The organism is Pseudomonas sp. p106 (assembly GCF_003936645.1).
GTDB classification, from domain to species: Bacteria; Pseudomonadota; Gammaproteobacteria; order Pseudomonadales; family Pseudomonadaceae; genus Aquipseudomonas; species Aquipseudomonas putida_E.
This window is the reverse complement of sequence record NZ_RHQR01000009.1, coordinates 74,848-93,032: the sequence shown is the minus strand read 5'-3', so window position 1 is coordinate 93,032 and position 18,185 is coordinate 74,848. Positions and strand designations below refer to the sequence as shown.

The following is an 18,185-nucleotide window of genomic DNA, read 5'->3' as shown; positions in this document are numbered from 1 at the left end:
ACCCTGTACAAGCTGCGGCGTATGGTCCACCCGCAATTTCGCATCCCTGAACAGGAGTCCTGCATTGGACAGTAGCCCCAGTCGCTTGCGACAGGCCCACACGGCGAGCTAGTCCGGCAGCTTCCTGCCACTGTCTCGCTATTGGCCAGACGGTGGATTTCTCAGCCCCTGCGGCTTGAGCCCTCCTCGTTCCTCCTCTTGTGGTCCTGCGCATTTCTGGTTTTTAAGCCGCGCCATTTTTCGTTGGCGTCAGAGCGGGCATGTGCCCGCGCAAGAGGTTCGCTATGGATTGGAAAGTATTTCTGCTGCGTGTCAGCATCGCCCTGCTGCTCGGCGCCCTGATCGGTGCCGAGCGCCAGCTGCGCCAACGCATGACCGGGCTGCGCACCAATGCGCTGGTCAGCACTGGCGCCTGCCTGTTCGTGCTGATGACCCAGGCAGTACCGGGTATGGCCCCCACCGATGCCTCAAGGGTTGCCGCCTATGTGGTATCGGGGATCGGCTTTCTGGGGGGCGGTGTGATCATGCGCGACGGTTTCACGGTGCGCGGCCTGAACACTGCAGCCACACTGTGGTGCACGGCGGCTGTTGGTGTGCTGTGCAGCCTTGGCCTGCTGCTGGAGGCCACGCTGGGTAGCCTGGTGGTGCTGTGTGCCAACATACTGCTGCGCGATATCGCCCAACGCCTGGACCGCCAGGGTGTGGTGCCGGCCAGCGAGGCCGAACAACGCTTCGAGGTGCGCGTGGTTTGCCGTGCCGAAGATGAAATTCAGGTACGCAGCCTGATGCTGCACAGCCTGGGCGACCCGGAACTGCGCCTGCAGTCGCTGCACAGCGAAGACTTGCCCAACCCCGCGCGCCTGGAAGTACGTGCAGAGTTGCTCGGTAACCCACAGGCACCGGCACAACTGGAGCGCCTGGTCAGCCGGGTAAGCCTGGAAAAAGGCGTCAGTTCGGTACGCTGGCAGCTACAGGCACAAGTCATGGCCACCGATTGAGCGCGTCCTGGCTTAGTTACCGGCACTCATCGCCATGCCACCGGCAACGGCATAGCCATCGCGCCCTTGGCGCTTGGCCTGGTACAACGCCCCGTCAGCCGCAGACATCAGGCTTTCGGGGCTGCTTGCGTCCACTGCCGGATGCCCCACAGCAATCCCGGCACTGGCAGATACACGGCCTAGCGGGCTGCCGGCATGCTCGATCATCAGGCGGCGCAACAGTTGCAGAATTTCTGCGACCACCTGTTCGGCGCCCTGTACGTCAGTGTCAGGAAGTAAAACCGTGAACTCCTCGCCACCGTACCGCACCGCCAGATCCGCCGGGCGCTTCAACACCTGCTGCAGCAATTCGGCAAAGCGGCGCAAGCATTGATCCCCCGCAGGGTGGCCATAGCGGTCGTTGTACAGCTTGAAGAAATCAAGATCGACCATCACCAGCGCCACCGCATGCCCCAGCCGCCGAGCCCGGCGGATTTCCGCATCCAGCACCGCATCCAGCCTGCGGCGGTTGCCCAGCCCGGTCAGGCTGTCGGTCAGGGCCAGCGACCTGAGGGTCTGGTGGGCCTGGTGCAGCGCCCTTTCGATAGCGATCCGCTCACGCAACTGGCGCAATACCACCCAGCCGAAGCCACTCAATCCAACCAGCAAAAGCAGCAGGATCGCGGCTGACTTGATGACATCGTGCCGCCAGGGCGCAATGATCGACTCACGCGACAAGCCCGCCTCTACCACCAATGGATATCGCGCCAGGGCGCGATAGGCGTACAGGCGGGGCGTACCATCAACGACCGCCACCGCTTCAACCAGCCCTTCGCTCGCATGAGGCAGGTGATGTCGGAAGACTTCGCTGTTTGCCAGGCTGTGGCCGACTACGTGTTCCACGAACGGCCGGCGTACCAGGATGGTGCCGTCTTGCTTGGCCAGCACCAGGGCGCCTCGCTCGTCGATCTTGAAATCACCGTAATAGCGCACGAACCAGTCCACCTTGATGGTGCCAAGCAACACCCCGGCAAAGCTGCCATCGCGACTCTCCAGCCTGCGCGAGATTGGAATGATCAGGTCACCGGTGGAGCGGCTGCGTACCACCGAACCGATACGCACCTCACGGTCAGTGTGGGCCTGGTGGTAAGCGAAGTAGTCACGGTCGGCATTGTTGGCCTTTGCCGGGATGGAAGCCTGGTCGGTGACGATCCAGCTGCCATCGGGCCCGTACACGAACAAACCGTGCAGTTGCGGCATGATCGTTTTCTGTTGTGCCAACAGGGTGTGCAAGCGTGTGCGATCGAGATGATCGAAACCATCGCCTTCAAGACGCTCCGCCAGCACAGCGGTAATCGCGTCCACTTGGCGAATGGCATCTTCGGCGTGCTGCGCCGTAGCCCTGGCCAGGTTGCTGACCATGTTTTCGGCATTGGTGAAAGCTTGCCTGTAGTCGCGCCAGATCCGCCACCCTTCGATAGACACGAAAGTCAGCAGCACAACCGCCATGAACGACAGCACCAGGCGAAACAGCGCCACGGCGCGCCCCTCACCGGTTACGGTGAATAGCCCGTCTTCGTCGTGCTTACCGGCAGCCCCCATGGAATTCCTTGCCCTCAAGCGTTTGCCGCCTGTCACTATAGATCACTGCTACTTTCGCGTACCCAGTTCGATCCATGCCGGTGCATGGTCGCTGGGCTTGGGCTCGTTGCGCACCCAAGCGTCTACGCCGCCGGCCTTGAGGTGCGAAGCGATGTCCGGGCTGAGCAACAGGTGGTCGATACGCAATCCGGCATTGCGTGCCCAGTGATTACGGAAGTAGTCCCAGAAGGTGTAGATGCGCTCATCGGGATACAGCTGGCGAATGGCATCGGTCCAGCCCTGCTCAAGCAAGGCCTGGTAGCAGTTGCGGGACTCGGGTTGAAGCAAAGCATCCTTGAGCCAGGATTTGGGGTTGTAGATGTCGAAGTCAGTCGGCACGACATTGAAATCACCGGCCAGCACAGTAGGATGGCCACGGCCCAGCACGTCGCGCGCATGCGCTACCAGGCATTCGAACCAGCGCAGTTTGTACTCGAATTTCGGCCCCGGTTGCGGGTTGCCATTAGGCAGGTACAGGCAACCTACCAGCACGCCTTGTACCGCGGCTTCCAGATAGCGGCTCTGGCTGTCACCTTCCATGCCTGGCAGGCCGCGCCGGACTTCCAGCGGCTGGCAGCCGCGCGCCAGGATGGCCACCCCGTTCCACGAGGGCTGCCCCATGTACAGGCAGCCATAGCCTGCCGCTTCGATGGCCTCACGGGGAAACTTCGTGTCGGCTGCCTTGAGCTCCTGAAGGCAGGCGACATCGGGCTTTTCCCGCTCCAGCCAGGCGAGCAGCGCCGGCAGCCGGCTGCCGATGCCGTTGATGTTGAACGTGGCGATGCGCAATGGCTTCATGTGCCAGGGTCATCCACATGGCTTTGTACCGCCTCCTGCAGCGCCCCCACATGGGCCTCGTCTGCCAGAGCCTTGAGGGCCAGCCAGTCATCCCAGTCGATGGCCCCGTCATCGCGCAGCGCTTGGGCGGTGCGCAGCAGTTCGTGATGATAGGCATCCGGGGACTCGCGGCGGTAGCTGCCATCGTCATATTGCGCGTACCAGGCCTCAAGTTCGGGAATGCTGCGTTCGATGCTCATGCCCTGCTCCTTCGCGGCAACCTTTGAATGTGTGAGCGCAACTGCTGCGCATCGTTCAACCTTGGGGTCGCGGTGGCCACCTTGCCTGACAAAAAGGCCTGAAAAAAATTAAACCTATACCCACGTCCCAGGCTCAACCGTACGCGACACTGAGGTCGCGCCACCGATAGCAAGGAGTGAAACATGAGCAATCTGTTCATAAAACGCGCAGGTCTGTCGCTGGTGCTGGGCATGGCATCGCTGCAGGCACTGGCGGCTTCCTCCGATGACTTCGTCGATGCAGCCACAGAGGCTGGTATCGCCGAGGTGGTCACCGGCAATCTGGCCCTGGAAAAGAGCCAGAACGCCGACATCAAGACCTTCGCCCAGCATATGGTCACCGATCACACCAAAGCCAACCAGCAACTCGGCGACATCGCCCGCAAGCTGGACATCAGCGTGCCCGATGAAGCGGCGCTGACCGACAAGGTCAAGAAGATGATCCTCGAATGGCGCGAGGAGTCGTTCGACAAGTCCTATGTCAACAACCAGGTCGATGCCCACGAAAAAACCGTGGAGCTGTTCAAGAAGGAAGCCGCATCGTCTGACAAGCCGGAACTGAAGGCTTTCGCCAGTGAAACCCTGCCAACGCTCGAGAAGCACCTGGAACAGGCCAAAGCGCTCCAGGCCAAGCATGGCAAGTGATCGGAGGACACACATGACTAACGATACTTTGCGTAGCGAAATACTGACGCGTCTGCTGCACGCCCACCCACAGGGCTTGGGCAAGGAAGTGCTGGACAATTACCGCGGTGAAAATGCCGTTGCCGATGCACTCAAGACGCTGCAGGAACATGGCCTGATCCACGATGGCAGCGTCACGGTCGACAGTAACCAGCAGTTCAGCGTCAGCTATCCGATCAAGCTTTCTGCTGCGGGTGTCGAGGCTGCCAAGCGGGTGGAAGGCTAACCAACTCCAGCGCCCCATCTTTCGATCCTTTGAGCGTGCGTTGCGGGAGCCGGCTTGCCGAAACCCGCAACGCTTCTTTTAGCGTGTGGTTTGACCCTCCCGAAGCACCTTCAGCGCTTCATCGCGCCTAAGCAGTTCCTCTTCCAGAAACTGCAATTGCCTGCCCTGCTCTGCACAAAGCGCACGTTTGTCTTCCAGGCTTTGGCCCTGCGCCTGCAATTGCCTGCGCATTTCGTCACTGGCCCCCTGCGCTTGCGCCAGGATCGTGCGCAAGCCCTGGATCTGCGTATCACGCTGCTCCAGCAATTCGTCCAGCGCCTTGCGCTCGCTGCTGGCCTGGCGGTGCTCGCCAAGCAATCGTTCGTTGTCCCGATGCAGGCGCGTCAGTTCATCCTGCTTGACGATCATGCCTTGTTGAAGCTGGCGCAGTTCGAGCTGCAACTGTTGCACCTGTGCCTCATGGCGACGCAGGTCCTGGTCGCGCTGCTCGCGGCTGGCACTTCGGTAATGCTCCAGAGCATCCCTTGCATGCTGATGTTTTTCTTCCAGCGAGCGCACCTGTTCGTCCTTGTCGGCCAAACGCAGCTGCAGTTCACCCAGCGACTGGTTCAGGCTGGCGCCACGCAATTGCTCGGCTTGCAGCGTGCTCTGGGTGGCACTGAGCCGCTCCGACTCGGCGGCCAGCGCTGCGGCCTGGATCTGTTGTTGCTGATGCGCTGCGGCCAACGCCTGCTGAGCCAGTTGCAGCTGGCTCTGGAGCTGCTCCTGTTGCTCTTTGAAGGTCGCTTCAATTTGTTCGATACGCGCATCGGCCTCTTCCTGAAGCTGCTCTGCCAGCTGCGCGACCAGCTTGGCCAGTGTATCGCTCAGTGCCGGCGCGCCTTGAAGCGCCGCAGGCTTTTGGCCTTCTAGCTCTTTCAGGTAACGATGAATGGTGGTTTTGGAGCCCGTATTGCCTAGTTCGATACGTACAGCATCGATGCTGGGGTACTCGCCCCGGGCTATCAACACTTGCCTTGCCTGCTGCACTACCGCCTTGTTTATGCCGCCCCGGGCCATGATTGCTCCTACTATTTCGTATCATGGTACGTACCATGTATTTACGTATTAATTTTGTCTTTTTTTAGACGCTGACTCAAGGTATTTCTAAGGCGTAATAATCACGGCTTATCGCATGAGAGGGCGTGCGAAGCGGGTTTTAAGTGGGCTGGCGCTGAACTGGCAGTACGAAAGGTGCTGAAAAGTGATTCCTGAAGGTGCCTTGAAGTTGGATAGCGCTTGAGTCCACCATGGACAAAACGGCTATCTGCCAAATCAAGTACCCACGCCCGGCTCAAGATGAACATCGAAAACTACAAGGCAATCGCCGACAGCATCGCGCTGCTGCTCTTCCCCCACGCCGAAGTGATCGTCCACGAGGTACAAAGTCAGACGGTCGTGCACATCGCCAATAATTTTTCCAAACGCAAGATTGGCGATGACTCGGCACTGGACCTGGAGCTGGGCGATTTTCGCAACGCCGCCAAGCTCGGCCCTTACGAAAAGCTCAACTGGAACGGCCAAAAGATCCGCTCCATTACCACGGTGCTTTACAACCAGAACGGTGAAGCCGAACACCTACTTTGCATCAACTTGAATTTCTCGGTACTGGAACAGGCACGCGAGGCGCTGGATGCGTTTTTCCAGATAAGCCGCCTGGTGCCGCAGCCCGATGCGCTGTTCAAGGATGACTGGCAGGAACGCATCAATACCTTCCTGCACGCCTGGCTCAAGGAGCGCAATTTGTCGCTGCGAACGCTGAAGATGAAAGAAAAGCGCGCGTTGGTGGAGGCGCTGCATACCGAAGGGGCATTCGAGGGGCGCAGCGGGGCGGACTATGTCGCCAATGTGCTGAGCATGGGCCGAGCGACTGTTTACAAGTACCTCAAGGAACTGAGGGACCACCCCACCTGAATGAATGGTCAGCGCTTGTTGTTTATGGATATTGAGTCTATTGTGGAACGCAAATCCACAAACGGACACTGCCACAATGCCTGCCGATGCCACGAACCTGTCTTCCCTCTACCAAGCGATCGCTGATGCACACCAGGCACTGCGCCCTGAGGTGAATGTCACCCCGCTCAATTTCAGCGTCGGGCTTTCGGCAATGACCGAATGCAGCGTGTATCTGAAATGCGAGCACCTGCAACACACAGGTTCGTTCAAATTCCGCGGTGCCAGTAACAAGCTTCGCCTGCTGCCAGCCGAGCAGCGCAAACTGGGCGTCATCACGGCCTCCTCCGGCAACCATGGGCAAGCGCTTGCGCTTGCTGGCAAGGTGATGGGAGTGCCAGTCACCGTTTACACCACCACTTCGGCGTCTGCCTACAAGCTGGGTGCAATTCGCGCGCTCGGCGCCGAAGTGGTAAGCCTCGACCTGGACCCTTTGGGTGTGGAACTGGAAGCGGCGCGCCAGGCTGCCCTCCAAGGCAAGCCTTTTGTATCGCCTTACAACGACCTTGAAGTAATCGCCGGCCAAGGCACCATCGGGATGGAGCTCTTTGAACAGGCACCGGACCTGGACGCAGTGTTCGTGGCGGTCGGCGGCGGCGGCATGATTTCGGGTATCGGCGCGGCACTGCGGGCTCTCAACCCGGGCATCGAGATCATTGGCTGCTGGCCGGCGAATGCCCCTACCCTGCAGCGCTCGCTCGAAGCCGGGGAAATCATCGACATGCAAGAGCAGGACACGATCTCCGACGGCACAGCCGGTGGGGTCGAGCCAGGCTGCATCACCTTCCCCCTCTGCCAGACGCTGCTGTCGCGTACCGTGCTGGTCAGCGAAGAAGAGATAAAGGCGGCGATGCGCGATGTCGCCAACCATGAGCGCTGGATCATCGAGGGTGCTGCCGGTGTGGCGGTGGCCGGCATGCAGAAGATGGCCAAGGCATACCGCGGCAAGCGCGTCGCGGTCGTCATTTGCGGTCGCAACATCGTGCTCGATAAATTCCTCGAGGCTGTTCAATGAAAGTGTTCAGCAAGCAAGAGATCACCGCCCGGCTCGATATGGAGCTGGCGGTGCAATGCCTGGAGCAAGGTTTCATCGCGTTCTCCCAAGGCAAGGTCCAGGTGCCACCGGTACAGGCATTCGCCTTCCCCCAGGCCAACGGTGACTGCTGTATCAAGTCAGCGCATGTCGAGGGTAGCGACACGTTCACGGTGAAGCTGTCGACCGGCTTTTACGACAATCCTTCAAAGGGGCTGCCAAGCAACGATGGCTTGATGCTGGTGGCCTCGGCCAGTACCGGGCAACCCCTTGCCTTGTTGCAGGATGAGGGCTGGCTGACCTGCATCCGCACCGCGCTGGCCGGGCGCATCGCCGCCCGCCTGCTGGCCCCTGCAACCGTGAAAGCGATTGGTATTCTGGGCACCGGCACCCAGGCGCGCATGCAGCTGGAGCAACTGGGTGCAGTCACCCCCTGCCGCAGCGTGGTGGTGTGGGGGCGCGGTGATGCTGAACTGGCTGCCTACAAAGCCTTCGCCAACGGCCTGGGTTATGAGGTGCGGGTAACGCGTAACGCCGAAGAGGTTGCACGCGCCGCCAACCTGATCGTCTGCGCAACACCTTCACGTGAGCCGCTGTTGCAGCGTGAATGGCTGCAACCTGGCACCCATATCACCGCCGTTGGCGCCGATGCGCCAGGCAAGCAGGAGCTCGACCCTGCGCTGGTTGCACGGGCCGACCGCATCATCGTCGACTCCCTCTACCAGTGCAGCCAGTACGGCGAAGTCTCCCATGCGCTGAAGGCCGGCCTGATCAAGGCGCAGCAACTGGCCGAGCTTGGTGCCCTGCTTGAGGGCCGCGCCACCGGCCGTGAGCATGACGAACAGATCACGCTGGCCGACCTGACCGGGGTCGCTGTGCAGGACGCGCAGATCTCAAGCTGCGTGTTGGCGTCCCTCACCGCAGGTTGACGTACGTAGCAGAGCCCGGTCAATCATGGCTCCGTCACCTGGGCCTTCCTGGGGGCCGGCTTGAGCGAGGATTTGTTCTCTTGCACCACGATGTAGAACTCCTCGCCGTGCTTGACGGCGCCATACAGCACCGCCTTTTCGATCAGCTCGCTGCCGCGCAGGTGGCGTAGCATCATCGGGTCCTTGCGCAGGTCACGGTACAGCGCCAGGCACAGCAGCACCATGATCACCACAAACGGCAAGGCCACGACGATGGTCAGGTTCTGCAGGCCTGTAAGCGCTTCCCCGGGGTTACCGGGGTCACCCAGCGCGAGCATGATGGCCGCGACGGTGCCGGTCAGTGCCCCCCAGAAAATCACTGTCGCACGGGACGGTTGCGTGGTGCCGTGCTCGGACAAGGTACCCATCACCAGCGATGCTGCATCGGCCCCAGAGACGAAGAAAATTGCCACCAGGATCATGACCAGCACCGAAGTGGCCCAAGCCCAGGGGTAGCTGTCGAGTAACTGATACAGGGCATGGTTGCTGTTCACTGCACCGTCGATGAGAGCGAAGCTGCCTTCGCGCAGTGCATCGATGCCGGCGCCGCCGAAAACGCTGAACCACACCAGGCTGACCAGGCCTGGTACCAGCAACACGCCGCTGACGAACTGGCGGATGCTGCGCCCGCGGCTGATGCGAGCGATGAACATGCCGACAAAGGGCGTCCAGGAAATCCACCAGGCCCAGTAGAACACGGTCCAGCCTGCCAGCCAGCTGTCCATCGCATCACCGCCACTGGCGCTGGTACGCGCCATCATCTCGGGCAGTAACTTGATGTAGACCCCGATCGATGTTGGCAACAGGTTGAGCATCAACAGTGTCGGCCCCACCAGGAAGACGAACAGCGCCAGTGCCAACGCCAGTACCATGTTGGTATTGGACAGCCACTGAATACCTTTGCCGATGCCGGACACGGCCGAAGCGACGAAGGCAATGGTCAGCAAGGTGATGATGGCGATGTAGAACAGCTTGCCCGGGTGATCGATCCAGCCGTTGTATTCCAGCCCACCCGCAATCTGCAGGGCGCCGAGCCCCAGCGAAGCCGCTGAACCGAACAGGGTGGCGAAGATGGCCATCATGTCGATCACCCGCCCGACAGGGCCGTTGGCATGCTTGCCGATCAAGGGCCGGAACGCGGTGGAAATCAACTGCGAGCGGCCACGGCGGAACGTGCCATAAGCGATTGCCAGGCCGACGATGGCGTACATCGCCCAAGGGTGCAGCGACCAGTGGAACAGCGTGGTCGCCATCGCCACCTGCAGTGCCTCGTCAGATTGGCCAGCGGCAGTGCCGGGCGGTGGTGAAACGTAGTGCGACAGCGGTTCGGCGACGCCGAAGAACATCAGGCCGATGCCCATGCCCGCGCTGAACATCATGGCAACCCAGGAGACCGTGCGAAATTCCGGTGCTTCGCCGTCGCGCCCCAGCGGGATTCTGCCGTAGCGGCTGGCAGCCAGCCACAGCACGAAGATGACGAACACGGTAGAGGTCAGGACGAAAAACCAGCCGAAGTTGACGATGACCCAGGATTGCGCAGAGGTAGCGCTCGCGGCGAGGCTGGCTTGGTTGACAACACCCCAGGTGATGAAGGCGATCGCCAGCAGGCTGGTGACGCCGAACACCGCCCAGTCGAGCTTGCCTTCAAGGTGGCGGTCCTGCCTGGCCTCAGCAGTCTTGGACGGGTCGGTGACGCCGAGCGGCGGTGTTTCAACGTTCTCTTGCGTTGCCATCGATGGGCCCTTTTCAGTTTTTGCTGCAGGCTTTTGTTGTTGTAATTGCTAGCGATGCCTGCGCAATAACCGGGGCGGCCGCGCTGAAGGCCCCGTGATTATCCTGTGACCGAAACAGTAGCCCCTATTCCAGGACCGTCCTGGCACATCCTCTGAACGACCTGCCGGTCACATTGTGCCGGCACCTATCGAACCGGCACAAAACCTGAACTGGCTCAGGCAGCCCCATCCAGCCCCATCTGCCAGAAGTCGGCCTCCAGCCGCGAAGCCTGGCCAAAAATTGCCGCCAGTTCCACGAACCGTTGCTCGGTCATGCTGCGCGCTGCCAGTTCATCAAGGTGCTTGCGTGCTGCGGATGCCACGCTCTGGTAACCCTCGCCGGCGTATTCGCCAATCCACTCACGGTAAGGGTGATCACTCAGGTCACCGATGTGCGCAGCCAGCGTGCGGCCGATTTCGGCGTAGCCGATCACGCAGGGCGCCAACGCCACATGCAGTTCGAGCAGGTCACCGGCGGCGCCGCAATCAAGCACGTAACGGGTGTAGGCGACCGTGGCCTGGTGCTCCGGCGCGGCCTCGATATCGGCCTGCGACAACCCCCAGCGGGCGCACAGGCGCAGGTGCAGTTCGGTTTCGTCGAGGATGGCAGCCAGGCCAGCCTGAGCCGCGCGGATGTCGGCCGGCAGCCTGCTTTTATAAGCGGCAAGCGCCCAGGCACGGGCGAACTGGATGAGGAACAGGTAGTCCTGCACCAGGTAAGTCCGGAACGCGTCTTCGCTCAAAGTGCCCTCACCCATCTGCCGAACGAAGGCGTGGTCTACATAGCTCGACCACTGGGGCGCAGTGGCGGCCTTCAGGCGCTCGAAGATATCCATGCTCAGGCCTTTTGATCGTAGATGGCGTCGAAGAAGGCCAGCTCAAGCGCCACGGTGCGCTGGTAGAAGTCACTGGCCAGTGCCGGCTCCTGCGGGCCTACGCGGTCCAGTTCGGCCTGGAGGAAGGCGACGAAGTCCTGGAATGCCGCGTTGTCATGCAGGGTGATCCACTCGGCGTGGACGAAGTTGTCCGGCATTGGTTTTGGTGCCTTCAGCGCCCAATCCAGATACAGGCCTTCGGCAACGTTGAGCACTGCCAGCGCCGCCGCATAGGAACGGGTCGCTGCGGCTTCGCACAGGATGGCCTTGAAGCCTGCGGTCGGCACGGTGTCCTTGGGTTCGGCGCGCTGCTGCGGGCTTACATCCAGCGCCTGGAAGGCACGCAGGAAATAGGTGTTTTCATCGCTACTGATCATCCCGGCAAAACGGCCGAAACGCAGGCGTGCCTCGAAGGTATCGGCAGTGGCGATGGCGGCGCCGAGCAAGGTCAGGAAGCTGTCGAGAAAACGGTGGTCCTGTACCAGGTAGCGGACCATGACCGGGTCCGCCACACTGCCGTTGCACAGTTCAGTGACGAAGCGGTGGCCGACTGCAGCCGACCAGGTCGCCTCGTTCTGGCGGCGCAAGGTTTGGGAAAAACGTTCAGTCATGATGCTGCCCTCCATAGGGTGACAGCGAGGCCGTTACGGTGGGGCATGGAGCGGCCTCGCAGTGAGGCCGGCAAAAAGGCAGGTCGGCAGTCCCATCCCTTCGCCGGCATGATCCGGATCAGGTTCTAAGGGTCACCGCGCTGCAATGCCAGCGGTTTCTCAGCCCGTTGCCGGGCTCCCCTTGGTGGTGAGCAGGTATACCGCACCTTCAAGGGCATTGTCACGAGGCAAAACGCCTGGGCTGGAGCCATTCTGGCTCGCACAGTCAGCCCGAATGGCTTGGCTGCAAACGCCAACGCGCAACAGGGAAAATCATAGAGGCCAATAGCCACCAGTCATTAGCCTGTCATTTTACTGTCGTATTTTCGGGCTTCACCCAGGGTCGGGAATACCAGTCGTGATACGCCGTTTTCTCTCGTCAGCAGGCCTTCTGCGCCTTTTGATCCTGATGCTCTGCGCAGCCACCCTGACCTTTCTCTGGGGGTTGCACTTCAGCCAGAAGACCGCCGCACGCCAGGATGCGCTGACGGCCAAGGCAGCCGAGCACCAGAACCTCGCCAACATTGTCGCTGAAAGCCTGCGCCAACTGGTCGATCGTGCCCAGGCCGTAGGCCGTGTCACCCAGGACGACATGAAAATGATGCGCCAAGGCAGCCTGAGCCTGGCCCGGGTGCTGGCCGAAGACCCGGTATTCAAACGGATGAGCCTGTATGACAGGCACGGTCAATTGTTGTCGGCGAGCCATACCGATGAAGCTCCCCACCTGCCGGAAGAGTGGTTGCAGCAGCTGAAGCTGCACGTCGCGCATTACGGCTTCAAACCCTTCCTGCCACGCGTCGAACCGGGCTTCACCCCGCCCGCCATGCCGAGCTGGCGCCTGCCCTTCCTCTTGCCGCTGCCCAATGTACCGGGCCGAGAAATCGACAACATTCTGGTAGTGCAGCTCGACATTGGCTATCTCGCCGTGCTGTTCCAGCACATCGACCTGGGCGATACCGGGCTGATGCGCCTGCAGCAGGACGATGGCCAGGAACGCTTGCGTATCGATACCAGCGGTGTGGTCGTGGCCGGCGACGATTTCGAACCCGGCCTGCCAGCACCGGGCAGCGAGACGGGCCGGCTGGTGCAATTTGCCGCAGGCCACTCGTTTCAGAGCCTTTACCGCCGTATCGACGAGCGCGGTTTCAGCATCATCGTCAGCCAGCGCATCGACGAAATCCTCGCGGCCTCTGCCCTGGCGTATTCGCGCCAGTTCTGGCTGAACCTGAGCATGACCCTGATGATCCTTGCCAGCCTGGCCTGGACCTTGCGCCTGCTGCGCAAGCGCCAGGAAGCCTTCAGTGCCCTTGAGCACGCACAACAGGTCAACCAGCAACTGATCGGGCGCCTGGAAGACGAACACCGGCGTAGCAGCCATGCAGCCGCCACCGACCATCTCAGCGGGTTGCATAACCGCCGCCAGTTCGTCGAAATAGCAGGCCTTGCACTGACCCACCAACGTGGCAAGCGCCGGCTGATGGCGATCCTGTTCATCGACATGGACCGTTTCAAGTCGATCAACGATTCGCTCGGCCACAAGATCGGCGACTTGCTGCTGCAGGCCGTGGCCGGGCGCATCCAGCGCCTGCTTGAGCCTGGTGATGAGGCCTCGCGCTTCGGGGGAGACGAATTCGTGGTGCTGCTGGCCGGTGAGCGCAGCGAGGAGCAGATCAATGTTTGGGTACGCGAACTGGTGCTGAAACTGTCGGCTACCTACGCCCTCGATGGCCAGGAAGTCAATACCAGCCCCAGCGTGGGCGTCAGCATCTGCCCGCGCGACGGTCAGGACATCGACAGCCTGATCCGCTGTGCCGATGCGGCCATGTATTCGGCCAAGCAGGCCGGGCGCGCCCAGTACCGCTTCTTCGACCCATCGTTGAACCTCTCCGACATCCAGGCCTTTGCCCTGGAACAGGCTTTTGGCTGCGCCTTGACCGAGCGCCAGTTCGTGCTGCACTACCAGCCGCAGATTCGCCTGGATACCCAGCGCGTGCTGGGGTACGAAGCCTTGGTACGCTGGGAGCACCCGGAATTCGGCCTGCTCTACCCGGACCGTTTCATAGACCTGGCCGAGCGCAGTGGCTTCATCATCGAACTGGGCTGGGAAGTATTGCGCCTGGCCTGCGAAGAACTGGCGCGCTGGGATGCTCACGGTCGCGATAACCGCCTTGCGGTGAATGTGTCGGCATTGCAGCTGCGCCAAGCCGATTTCAGTACCCGCCTGCTGGCCAAGCTGCAGCTCTACGGCATCGCCCCGCAACAATTGGAGCTGGAGATAACCGAGACCACCATTCTCGACCCTGAAGGAACGGCTGTCGGTCACCTGCACCGTTTGCGCGCAGCAGGTCTGGGCATCAGCCTTGACGATTTTGGCCGCGGCTACGCCGGCTTCGCTCACCTGCAATCACTGCCACTGAGCAAGCTCAAGATAGACCGCTCGCTGATCGCACCGTTGTCCAACAGCTACGACGACAGCCCGTTCGTCTCATCAACCATCATTCTGGCCAAGCGCTTGGGCCTGGAGGTTGTCGCAGAAGGCGTAGAAACCCGCGAACAGGTGGTGTGCCTGAAACTCGCCGGCTGCGATATCGCCCAGGGCTACCACTTCAGCCGACCGTTGTCGCCGGCCCAACTGCGCGACTACCCACCCTTCAACAACAGGGAGGAAAAGCCATGCGTGCTCTGACGGCCCTCGCCGGCCTGTTGTTTGCCCAGTTGCTGGCAACCAGCGTGCTGGCCGACTGTACGCCCCACAGCTTGCGCCTGGCCGTCATTCCGATCAAAAGCAGCGAAGACATGATGCGCGAGCATCAAGTGTTGCTGCAACGACTGAGCCACGCAGCGGGGGTGCCGGTGGAACTGGTGATCGCCGCGTCCTACGAAAGCGTGGTCGATGCCATCGTTTCCGGCGGTGCCGACATCGCCCGCCTCGGCCCTGCGTCCTATTTGCTTGCCCAACGCCGCGACCCACGTATAGAACCTTTTGCCACCTTCACCTTGAGTGGCGGGCCTTATACCGCTGCAGGCAGCCATTACCAGGCACTGCTGCTGACCCGGGCCGGCAGCCTTGAGGGGGTCGAGCCTTTGCGTGGCAAGCGTGTGGCCCTCAGCGACCCGGCCAGCACCTCAGGCAGCCTGGTGCCAAGCGTCGAATTTGCAGGCCAGGTGGGGGCGCCATTGCAACAGTTCTTTGGCTCGCTGGTGTATGCCGGTACTCATGACAAAGCGCTGGACGCGTTGCTGCAGGGCCGTGTCGATGCCGCGTTCGTTGCAAGCGAGCGGGCCGATGCCTACCTGGCCCGGCATGGGTTGGCACCAGACAGGCTCACGGTGCAGTGGCGGTCGCAGCCGATCTACTACGACCCATACGTGTTCAGGGCCCGCCTGTGCCCGGCCCTGAAAAGCCGAATCCGCAAGGCGATGCTGGATGACCCCGAAGCCCTGGCGGCCTTCGTTACCGCCCAGGGTGCCAGTGGGCTGGTGCCGGTGAGCCAGGCCCAGTACGCGCCGCTGCGCCAGATGATGGATGCCGCGATACCGCGCTGAGTCAGAGGACAGATCAGTCATTAGGGTTTATTGTGTCGGCAACACACGCTGACACCCCCTCACATGACCGACATCGAGCGCTACGTCCGCGCCGCCACCCGTGACAACACCCGGCGCAGTTACCAGGCTGCCATCGAGCATTTCGAAGCCCACTGGGGCGGTTTTCTCCCCGCCACTGCCGACAGCATTGCCCGCTACCTGGCCGATCACGCCGGGCAGCATGCGGTCAGCACCCTGCGCCAACGCCTTGCGGCCCTCAGCCAATGGCACATCAGCCAAGGCTTTCCCGACCCGACCAAGGCACCGCTGGTACGCCAGGTACTGCGCGGCATCCGCACCTTGCACCCGACGCCGCCGAAACAGGCCGCACCGTTGCTGTTACAACACCTGCAAACGGCTGTCGAGCATTTTGAAGAAGAGGCCAGGCTGGCCCGCGAGCAGCATGACTTGCCAGCACTGCGCCGCGCCCGGCGTGACACTGCACTGTTGCTGCTGGGCTTCTGGCGTGGGTTTCGCGGTGACGAACTGGCGCGCCTGCGCGTGGAGCACATCCAGGCCGAAGCCGGCGTGGGTATCAGCCTGTTCCTGCCGCGCAGCAAAGGTGACCGTGAAGCGCTCGGCGTACAGCACCGTACCCCTGCACTCAAGGCGCTGTGCCCGGTCGCAGCCTACCTGCAGTGGCTCGAAGTGGCGGGCATTGCCCACGGCCCGGTGTTTCGCAAGCTCGACCGCTGGGGCAACCTGAGCGACACAGCGCTCAACAGCAACAGCCTGGTCGGCCTGTTGCGGCGCATGCTCGAACGGGCCGGCGTGCCGTCGGCGCTGTACACCGGCCACTCCCTGCGCCGCGGTTTTGCCACCTGGGCCACGGCCAACGGCTGGGAGTTGAAGTCGCTGATGAGTTACGTGGGCTGGAAGGATGCCAAATCGGCGTTGCGCTATATCGACTCGGCTCAGCGTTTTGGCGAACTGGCCGTATTACCGGCCAGCCAGGGGCAAGTGCTCATTCCTTGAACGCATAGCGGGGAATGCCGCCCACTTCCGGGCGAATCGCATACAGGTCGCCAGCGTCCGGGTAGTGGCGCAGTTCAGTCGGCGACATGCCGACCCGTGCCGTGGTGATGTACAGCGTGCTCATGCCATCGCCACCGAAACAGCAACTGGTCGGGCGCGGCACCGGCATCACCACCTGTTCGGTCAAATGGCCGTCGCGGTCATAGCGCAGCAGGCAGCTGCCATTGAACTGACACACCCATAACCCGCCTTCACGATCCAGCGCGATACCGTCAGGGCGCCCCAGTTCGGCAGGCGTCTCGGCGAACAGGCTGACTTGCTCCAGGCGCCCTTCGGGCAGATACTCGGCGCGGTAGATCGAGCGTGCAGCGGAGTCGACGAAGAACACGGTCTGGCCATCGGCCGACCAAGCAATGCCATTGGGCAGCGCCATGCCGTCATGGATCACCACATCGTGCAGTTCGCCGTCGAAACGCAGCAGCGCACCGGTCTTGCCACTTGGCCCCTCATCCATCAGCCCGGTGACGAAGCGCCCCTGCGGGTCGCAGGTACCGTCGTTGAAGCGGTAACTCGGGCGGTGATGCACCGGCGCCGAGTACTGGCGCACCTTGCAAGACGACATATCCAGAATGGCAACGCTGGCATCTTCGGTGAAGATCAGGTTGCCCTGGTCGGTCAGTGCCAAGGCACCGATACGTGCAGCGGATTCATAGAGGTTCTCGACCTCGCCATCCGGTAGCAGCCGGTGAATCCGCCCGCCGGTGATATCGACGAAATACAACGCGCCCGTGCGCGCATCCCACACAGGGCTTTCACCCAGGTCGGCACGGGTGTTGGCGACCTTGGTCGGCACGTAGTGACATTCCTTGATGAGGCTCCAGCGTTCGGCCACTTCGCCCAGGCTGGAAGCCTCTACCCGCGCCAGGTCACGTGGGTAGCTCACCCCGCTGTTCTCGCTGAAACGCGTGGCGGTGAACTGGCCATTGCTGGCACGCAGGATGTACCCGGTATCCCGGCAAAGCGGGCTGGCCAGGTACAGAACACCTGGTGTCACCCATTGCGGCTTGAGCTCTTCCGGCGGCTGGGTCACGCCCCACATCCGGGTTTTGGCCACCGGCGAGACCGCATTGACCAGGATGCCGTGTTCCAGCCCTTCCATGCTCAAGGCGTTCATGATGCCCACCTGGGCCATCTTGCCCGCCGAGTAGGCGACCAGGCCTGGCTGGGCATAGCGTTGATACATGGCGCGGTCCGAGGTGGTGAGGACTATGCGTGGTGCCTCGGCTTGCTTGAGGTGCTTCCAGGCATGCTTGGCGAGCCACACCGGGGCGTGCACGCTGATGCCCAGTGCGCGATCGAGAAACGCCTGTTCCTGTGTCTCGATGCCTTGGTAATCGACCCAACCGGCGTTGTGGATGAGAATATCCAGCGCGCCGAAATGCGCGATGGCCAGCTCCACCAGTTCGCGGCATTCTTCTTCGTTTTCCAGGTGGCCGACATGAGCGACCACATCGAAACCCTGGCCCCGCAGGGTTTCGAGTGCGACGCTGACCGCCGCCGGGTTCTGACCTTCGCCCGAGCGGTCAGTGCCCAGGTCGCTGATGACTACCCGCGCTCCCCGCGCGGCCAGCGCCATGGCGTAATCCAGGCCCAGGCCCTGGGCGGCACCGGTGACGATGGCGACTTTATCTTTGAATGGGTCTGTGCTTGGCATTGTAGAGCCCTTCCGAT

17 protein-coding genes, 1 pseudogene and 1 riboswitch are annotated in these 18,185 nt (G+C 61.8%); of the genes and pseudogenes, 9 read left to right on the top strand and 9 right to left on the bottom strand.

All coding sequences use genetic code 11. The features are described from left to right. Positions 1–284 precede the first annotated feature (284 nt). A complete protein-coding gene (locus EGJ09_RS13575; RefSeq protein WP_119687037.1) occupies positions 285–998 on the top strand; it encodes an MgtC/SapB family protein in 714 nt (237 codons plus the stop codon). Positions 999–1,010: 12 nt separating this feature from the next. Here EGJ09_RS13575 and EGJ09_RS13570 read toward each other — a convergent pair whose 3' ends face one another. The 3 genes from EGJ09_RS13570 to EGJ09_RS13560 are packed head-to-tail and all read right to left on the bottom strand — an operon-like array spanning position 1,011 to position 3,655. Then, positions 1,011–2,579: a sensor domain-containing diguanylate cyclase gene (locus EGJ09_RS13570; protein ID WP_125924132.1), complete on the bottom strand. Its 1,569-nt coding sequence runs from the start codon at positions 2,577–2,579 to the stop codon at positions 1,011–1,013. A 48-nt stretch (positions 2,580–2,627) separates the two neighbouring features. After that, positions 2,628–3,416 (bottom strand): exodeoxyribonuclease III, encoded by a 789-nt coding sequence (xth, locus tag EGJ09_RS13565; RefSeq protein WP_125924131.1) that lies wholly within the window; start codon positions 3,414–3,416, stop codon positions 2,628–2,630. Further along, positions 3,413–3,655, bottom strand: a complete 243-nt coding sequence (locus tag EGJ09_RS13560) for a hypothetical protein (protein WP_115274777.1) — start codon at positions 3,653–3,655, stop codon at positions 3,413–3,415. Before EGJ09_RS13560 ends, xth begins: the two co-directional genes overlap by 4 nt. 183 nt (positions 3,656–3,838) lie before the next feature. Here EGJ09_RS13560 and EGJ09_RS13555 point away from each other — a divergent pair, with 183 nt between their 5' ends. After that, positions 3,839–4,339: a DUF4142 domain-containing protein gene (locus EGJ09_RS13555; protein WP_115274776.1), complete on the top strand. Its 501-nt coding sequence runs from the start codon at positions 3,839–3,841 to the stop codon at positions 4,337–4,339. A 13-nt stretch (positions 4,340–4,352) separates the two neighbouring features. After that, positions 4,353–4,604 (top strand): hypothetical protein, encoded by a 252-nt coding sequence (locus EGJ09_RS13550; RefSeq protein WP_046786187.1) that lies wholly within the window; start codon positions 4,353–4,355, stop codon positions 4,602–4,604. Between the two features lie 78 nt (positions 4,605–4,682). Here the strand turns inward: EGJ09_RS13550 and EGJ09_RS13545 are convergent, their stop codons facing one another. Beyond that, on the bottom strand, positions 4,683–5,663 hold the full coding sequence (locus tag EGJ09_RS13545; protein ID WP_115274775.1) for a DNA-binding protein: 981 nt from the start codon (positions 5,661–5,663) through the stop codon (positions 4,683–4,685). Between the two features lie 279 nt (positions 5,664–5,942). Here EGJ09_RS13545 and EGJ09_RS13540 point away from each other — a divergent pair, with 279 nt between their 5' ends. The 3 genes from EGJ09_RS13540 to EGJ09_RS13530 all read left to right on the top strand — a co-directional run bounded on the left by EGJ09_RS13540 (position 5,943) and on the right by EGJ09_RS13530 (position 8,558). Beyond that, entirely contained in the window at positions 5,943–6,557 is a 615-nt protein-coding gene (locus EGJ09_RS13540) for a transcriptional regulator (protein WP_125924130.1), read from the top strand. Positions 6,558–6,633: 76 nt separating this feature from the next. After that, complete coding sequence (locus tag EGJ09_RS13535; RefSeq protein WP_119689046.1) at positions 6,634–7,611, top strand: threonine/serine dehydratase; 978 nt, start codon at positions 6,634–6,636, stop codon at positions 7,609–7,611. After that, the gene (locus EGJ09_RS13530) at positions 7,608–8,558 is read left to right on the top strand and encodes an ornithine cyclodeaminase family protein (protein WP_125924129.1); all 951 of its coding nucleotides are present in this window, start codon (positions 7,608–7,610) and stop codon (positions 8,556–8,558) included. The genes EGJ09_RS13535 and EGJ09_RS13530 overlap by 4 nt, the downstream gene beginning before the upstream one ends. A gap of 23 nt (positions 8,559–8,581) precedes the next feature. On the opposite strand, the gene EGJ09_RS13525 is transcribed toward EGJ09_RS13530, so the two are convergent. The 3 genes from EGJ09_RS13525 to EGJ09_RS13515 all read right to left on the bottom strand — a co-directional run bounded on the left by EGJ09_RS13525 (position 8,582) and on the right by EGJ09_RS13515 (position 11,855). After that, on the bottom strand, positions 8,582–10,330 hold the full coding sequence (locus EGJ09_RS13525) for a BCCT family transporter (protein WP_125924128.1): 1,749 nt from the start codon (positions 10,328–10,330) through the stop codon (positions 8,582–8,584). 215 nt (positions 10,331–10,545) lie between these two features. Next, a complete protein-coding gene (gene tenA, locus EGJ09_RS13520) occupies positions 10,546–11,205 on the bottom strand; it encodes a thiaminase II (protein WP_046786182.1) in 660 nt (219 codons plus the stop codon). Between the two features lie 2 nt (positions 11,206–11,207). After that, positions 11,208–11,855 (bottom strand): TenA family protein, encoded by a 648-nt coding sequence (locus EGJ09_RS13515; RefSeq protein WP_125924127.1) that lies wholly within the window; start codon positions 11,853–11,855, stop codon positions 11,208–11,210. Between the two features lie 78 nt (positions 11,856–11,933). Beyond that, a riboswitch (TPP riboswitch) is annotated at positions 11,934–12,047 on the bottom strand. 205 nt (positions 12,048–12,252) lie between these two features. Between EGJ09_RS13515 and EGJ09_RS13510 the strand changes: the two genes are divergently transcribed. From EGJ09_RS13510 to EGJ09_RS13500, 3 genes are all read left to right on the top strand, one after another. Beyond that, positions 12,253–14,580, top strand: a complete 2,328-nt coding sequence (locus tag EGJ09_RS13510; protein WP_119687042.1) for an EAL domain-containing protein — start codon at positions 12,253–12,255, stop codon at positions 14,578–14,580. Then, positions 14,568–15,440, top strand: a complete 873-nt coding sequence (locus EGJ09_RS13505; protein ID WP_046786179.1) for a phosphate/phosphite/phosphonate ABC transporter substrate-binding protein — start codon at positions 14,568–14,570, stop codon at positions 15,438–15,440. The genes EGJ09_RS13510 and EGJ09_RS13505 overlap by 13 nt, the downstream gene beginning before the upstream one ends. Positions 15,441–15,503: 63 nt before the next feature. After that, positions 15,504–16,454, top strand: coding sequence for a site-specific integrase (locus tag EGJ09_RS13500; RefSeq protein WP_125924126.1), 951 nt, complete (start codon positions 15,504–15,506; stop codon positions 16,452–16,454). On the opposite strand, the gene EGJ09_RS26770 is transcribed toward EGJ09_RS13500, so the two are convergent. After that, the gene (locus EGJ09_RS26770; protein WP_371316877.1) at positions 16,444–17,553 is read right to left on the bottom strand and encodes an SMP-30/gluconolactonase/LRE family protein; all 1,110 of its coding nucleotides are present in this window, start codon (positions 17,551–17,553) and stop codon (positions 16,444–16,446) included. The two genes, EGJ09_RS13500 and EGJ09_RS26770, sit on opposite strands and share 11 nt — an antisense overlap. Then, positions 17,548–18,168 (bottom strand): annotated as a pseudogene (locus tag EGJ09_RS26765) (SDR family NAD(P)-dependent oxidoreductase); the annotation flags it as partial. The pseudogene EGJ09_RS26765 and the gene EGJ09_RS26770, both read right to left, overlap by 6 nt. Positions 18,169–18,185: the final 17 nt, after the last annotated feature.

Coding starts and splice junctions, on each gene's coding strand:
- EGJ09_RS13575 (WP_119687037.1), top strand. CDS start 285: ATGGATTGGAAAGTATTTCTGCTGCGTGTCAGCATCGCCCTGCTGCTC.
- EGJ09_RS13570 (WP_125924132.1), bottom strand. CDS start 2,579: ATGGGGGCTGCCGGTAAGCACGACGAAGACGGGCTATTCACCGTAACC.
- xth (WP_125924131.1), bottom strand. CDS start 3,416: ATGAAGCCATTGCGCATCGCCACGTTCAACATCAACGGCATCGGCAGC.
- EGJ09_RS13560 (WP_115274777.1), bottom strand. CDS start 3,655: ATGAGCATCGAACGCAGCATTCCCGAACTTGAGGCCTGGTACGCGCAA.
- EGJ09_RS13555 (WP_115274776.1), top strand. CDS start 3,839: ATGAGCAATCTGTTCATAAAACGCGCAGGTCTGTCGCTGGTGCTGGGC.
- EGJ09_RS13550 (WP_046786187.1), top strand. CDS start 4,353: ATGACTAACGATACTTTGCGTAGCGAAATACTGACGCGTCTGCTGCAC.
- EGJ09_RS13545 (WP_115274775.1), bottom strand. CDS start 5,663: ATGGCCCGGGGCGGCATAAACAAGGCGGTAGTGCAGCAGGCAAGGCAA.
- EGJ09_RS13540 (WP_125924130.1), top strand. CDS start 5,943: ATGAACATCGAAAACTACAAGGCAATCGCCGACAGCATCGCGCTGCTG.
- EGJ09_RS13535 (WP_119689046.1), top strand. CDS start 6,634: ATGCCTGCCGATGCCACGAACCTGTCTTCCCTCTACCAAGCGATCGCT.
- EGJ09_RS13530 (WP_125924129.1), top strand. CDS start 7,608: ATGAAAGTGTTCAGCAAGCAAGAGATCACCGCCCGGCTCGATATGGAG.
- EGJ09_RS13525 (WP_125924128.1), bottom strand. CDS start 10,330: ATGGCAACGCAAGAGAACGTTGAAACACCGCCGCTCGGCGTCACCGAC.
- tenA (WP_046786182.1), bottom strand. CDS start 11,205: ATGGATATCTTCGAGCGCCTGAAGGCCGCCACTGCGCCCCAGTGGTCG.
- EGJ09_RS13515 (WP_125924127.1), bottom strand. CDS start 11,855: ATGACTGAACGTTTTTCCCAAACCTTGCGCCGCCAGAACGAGGCGACC.
- EGJ09_RS13505 (WP_046786179.1), top strand. CDS start 14,568: ATGCGTGCTCTGACGGCCCTCGCCGGCCTGTTGTTTGCCCAGTTGCTG.
- EGJ09_RS13500 (WP_125924126.1), top strand. CDS start 15,504: ATGACCGACATCGAGCGCTACGTCCGCGCCGCCACCCGTGACAACACC.
- EGJ09_RS26770 (WP_371316877.1), bottom strand. CDS start 17,553: ATGTGGGGCGTGACCCAGCCGCCGGAAGAGCTCAAGCCGCAATGGGTG.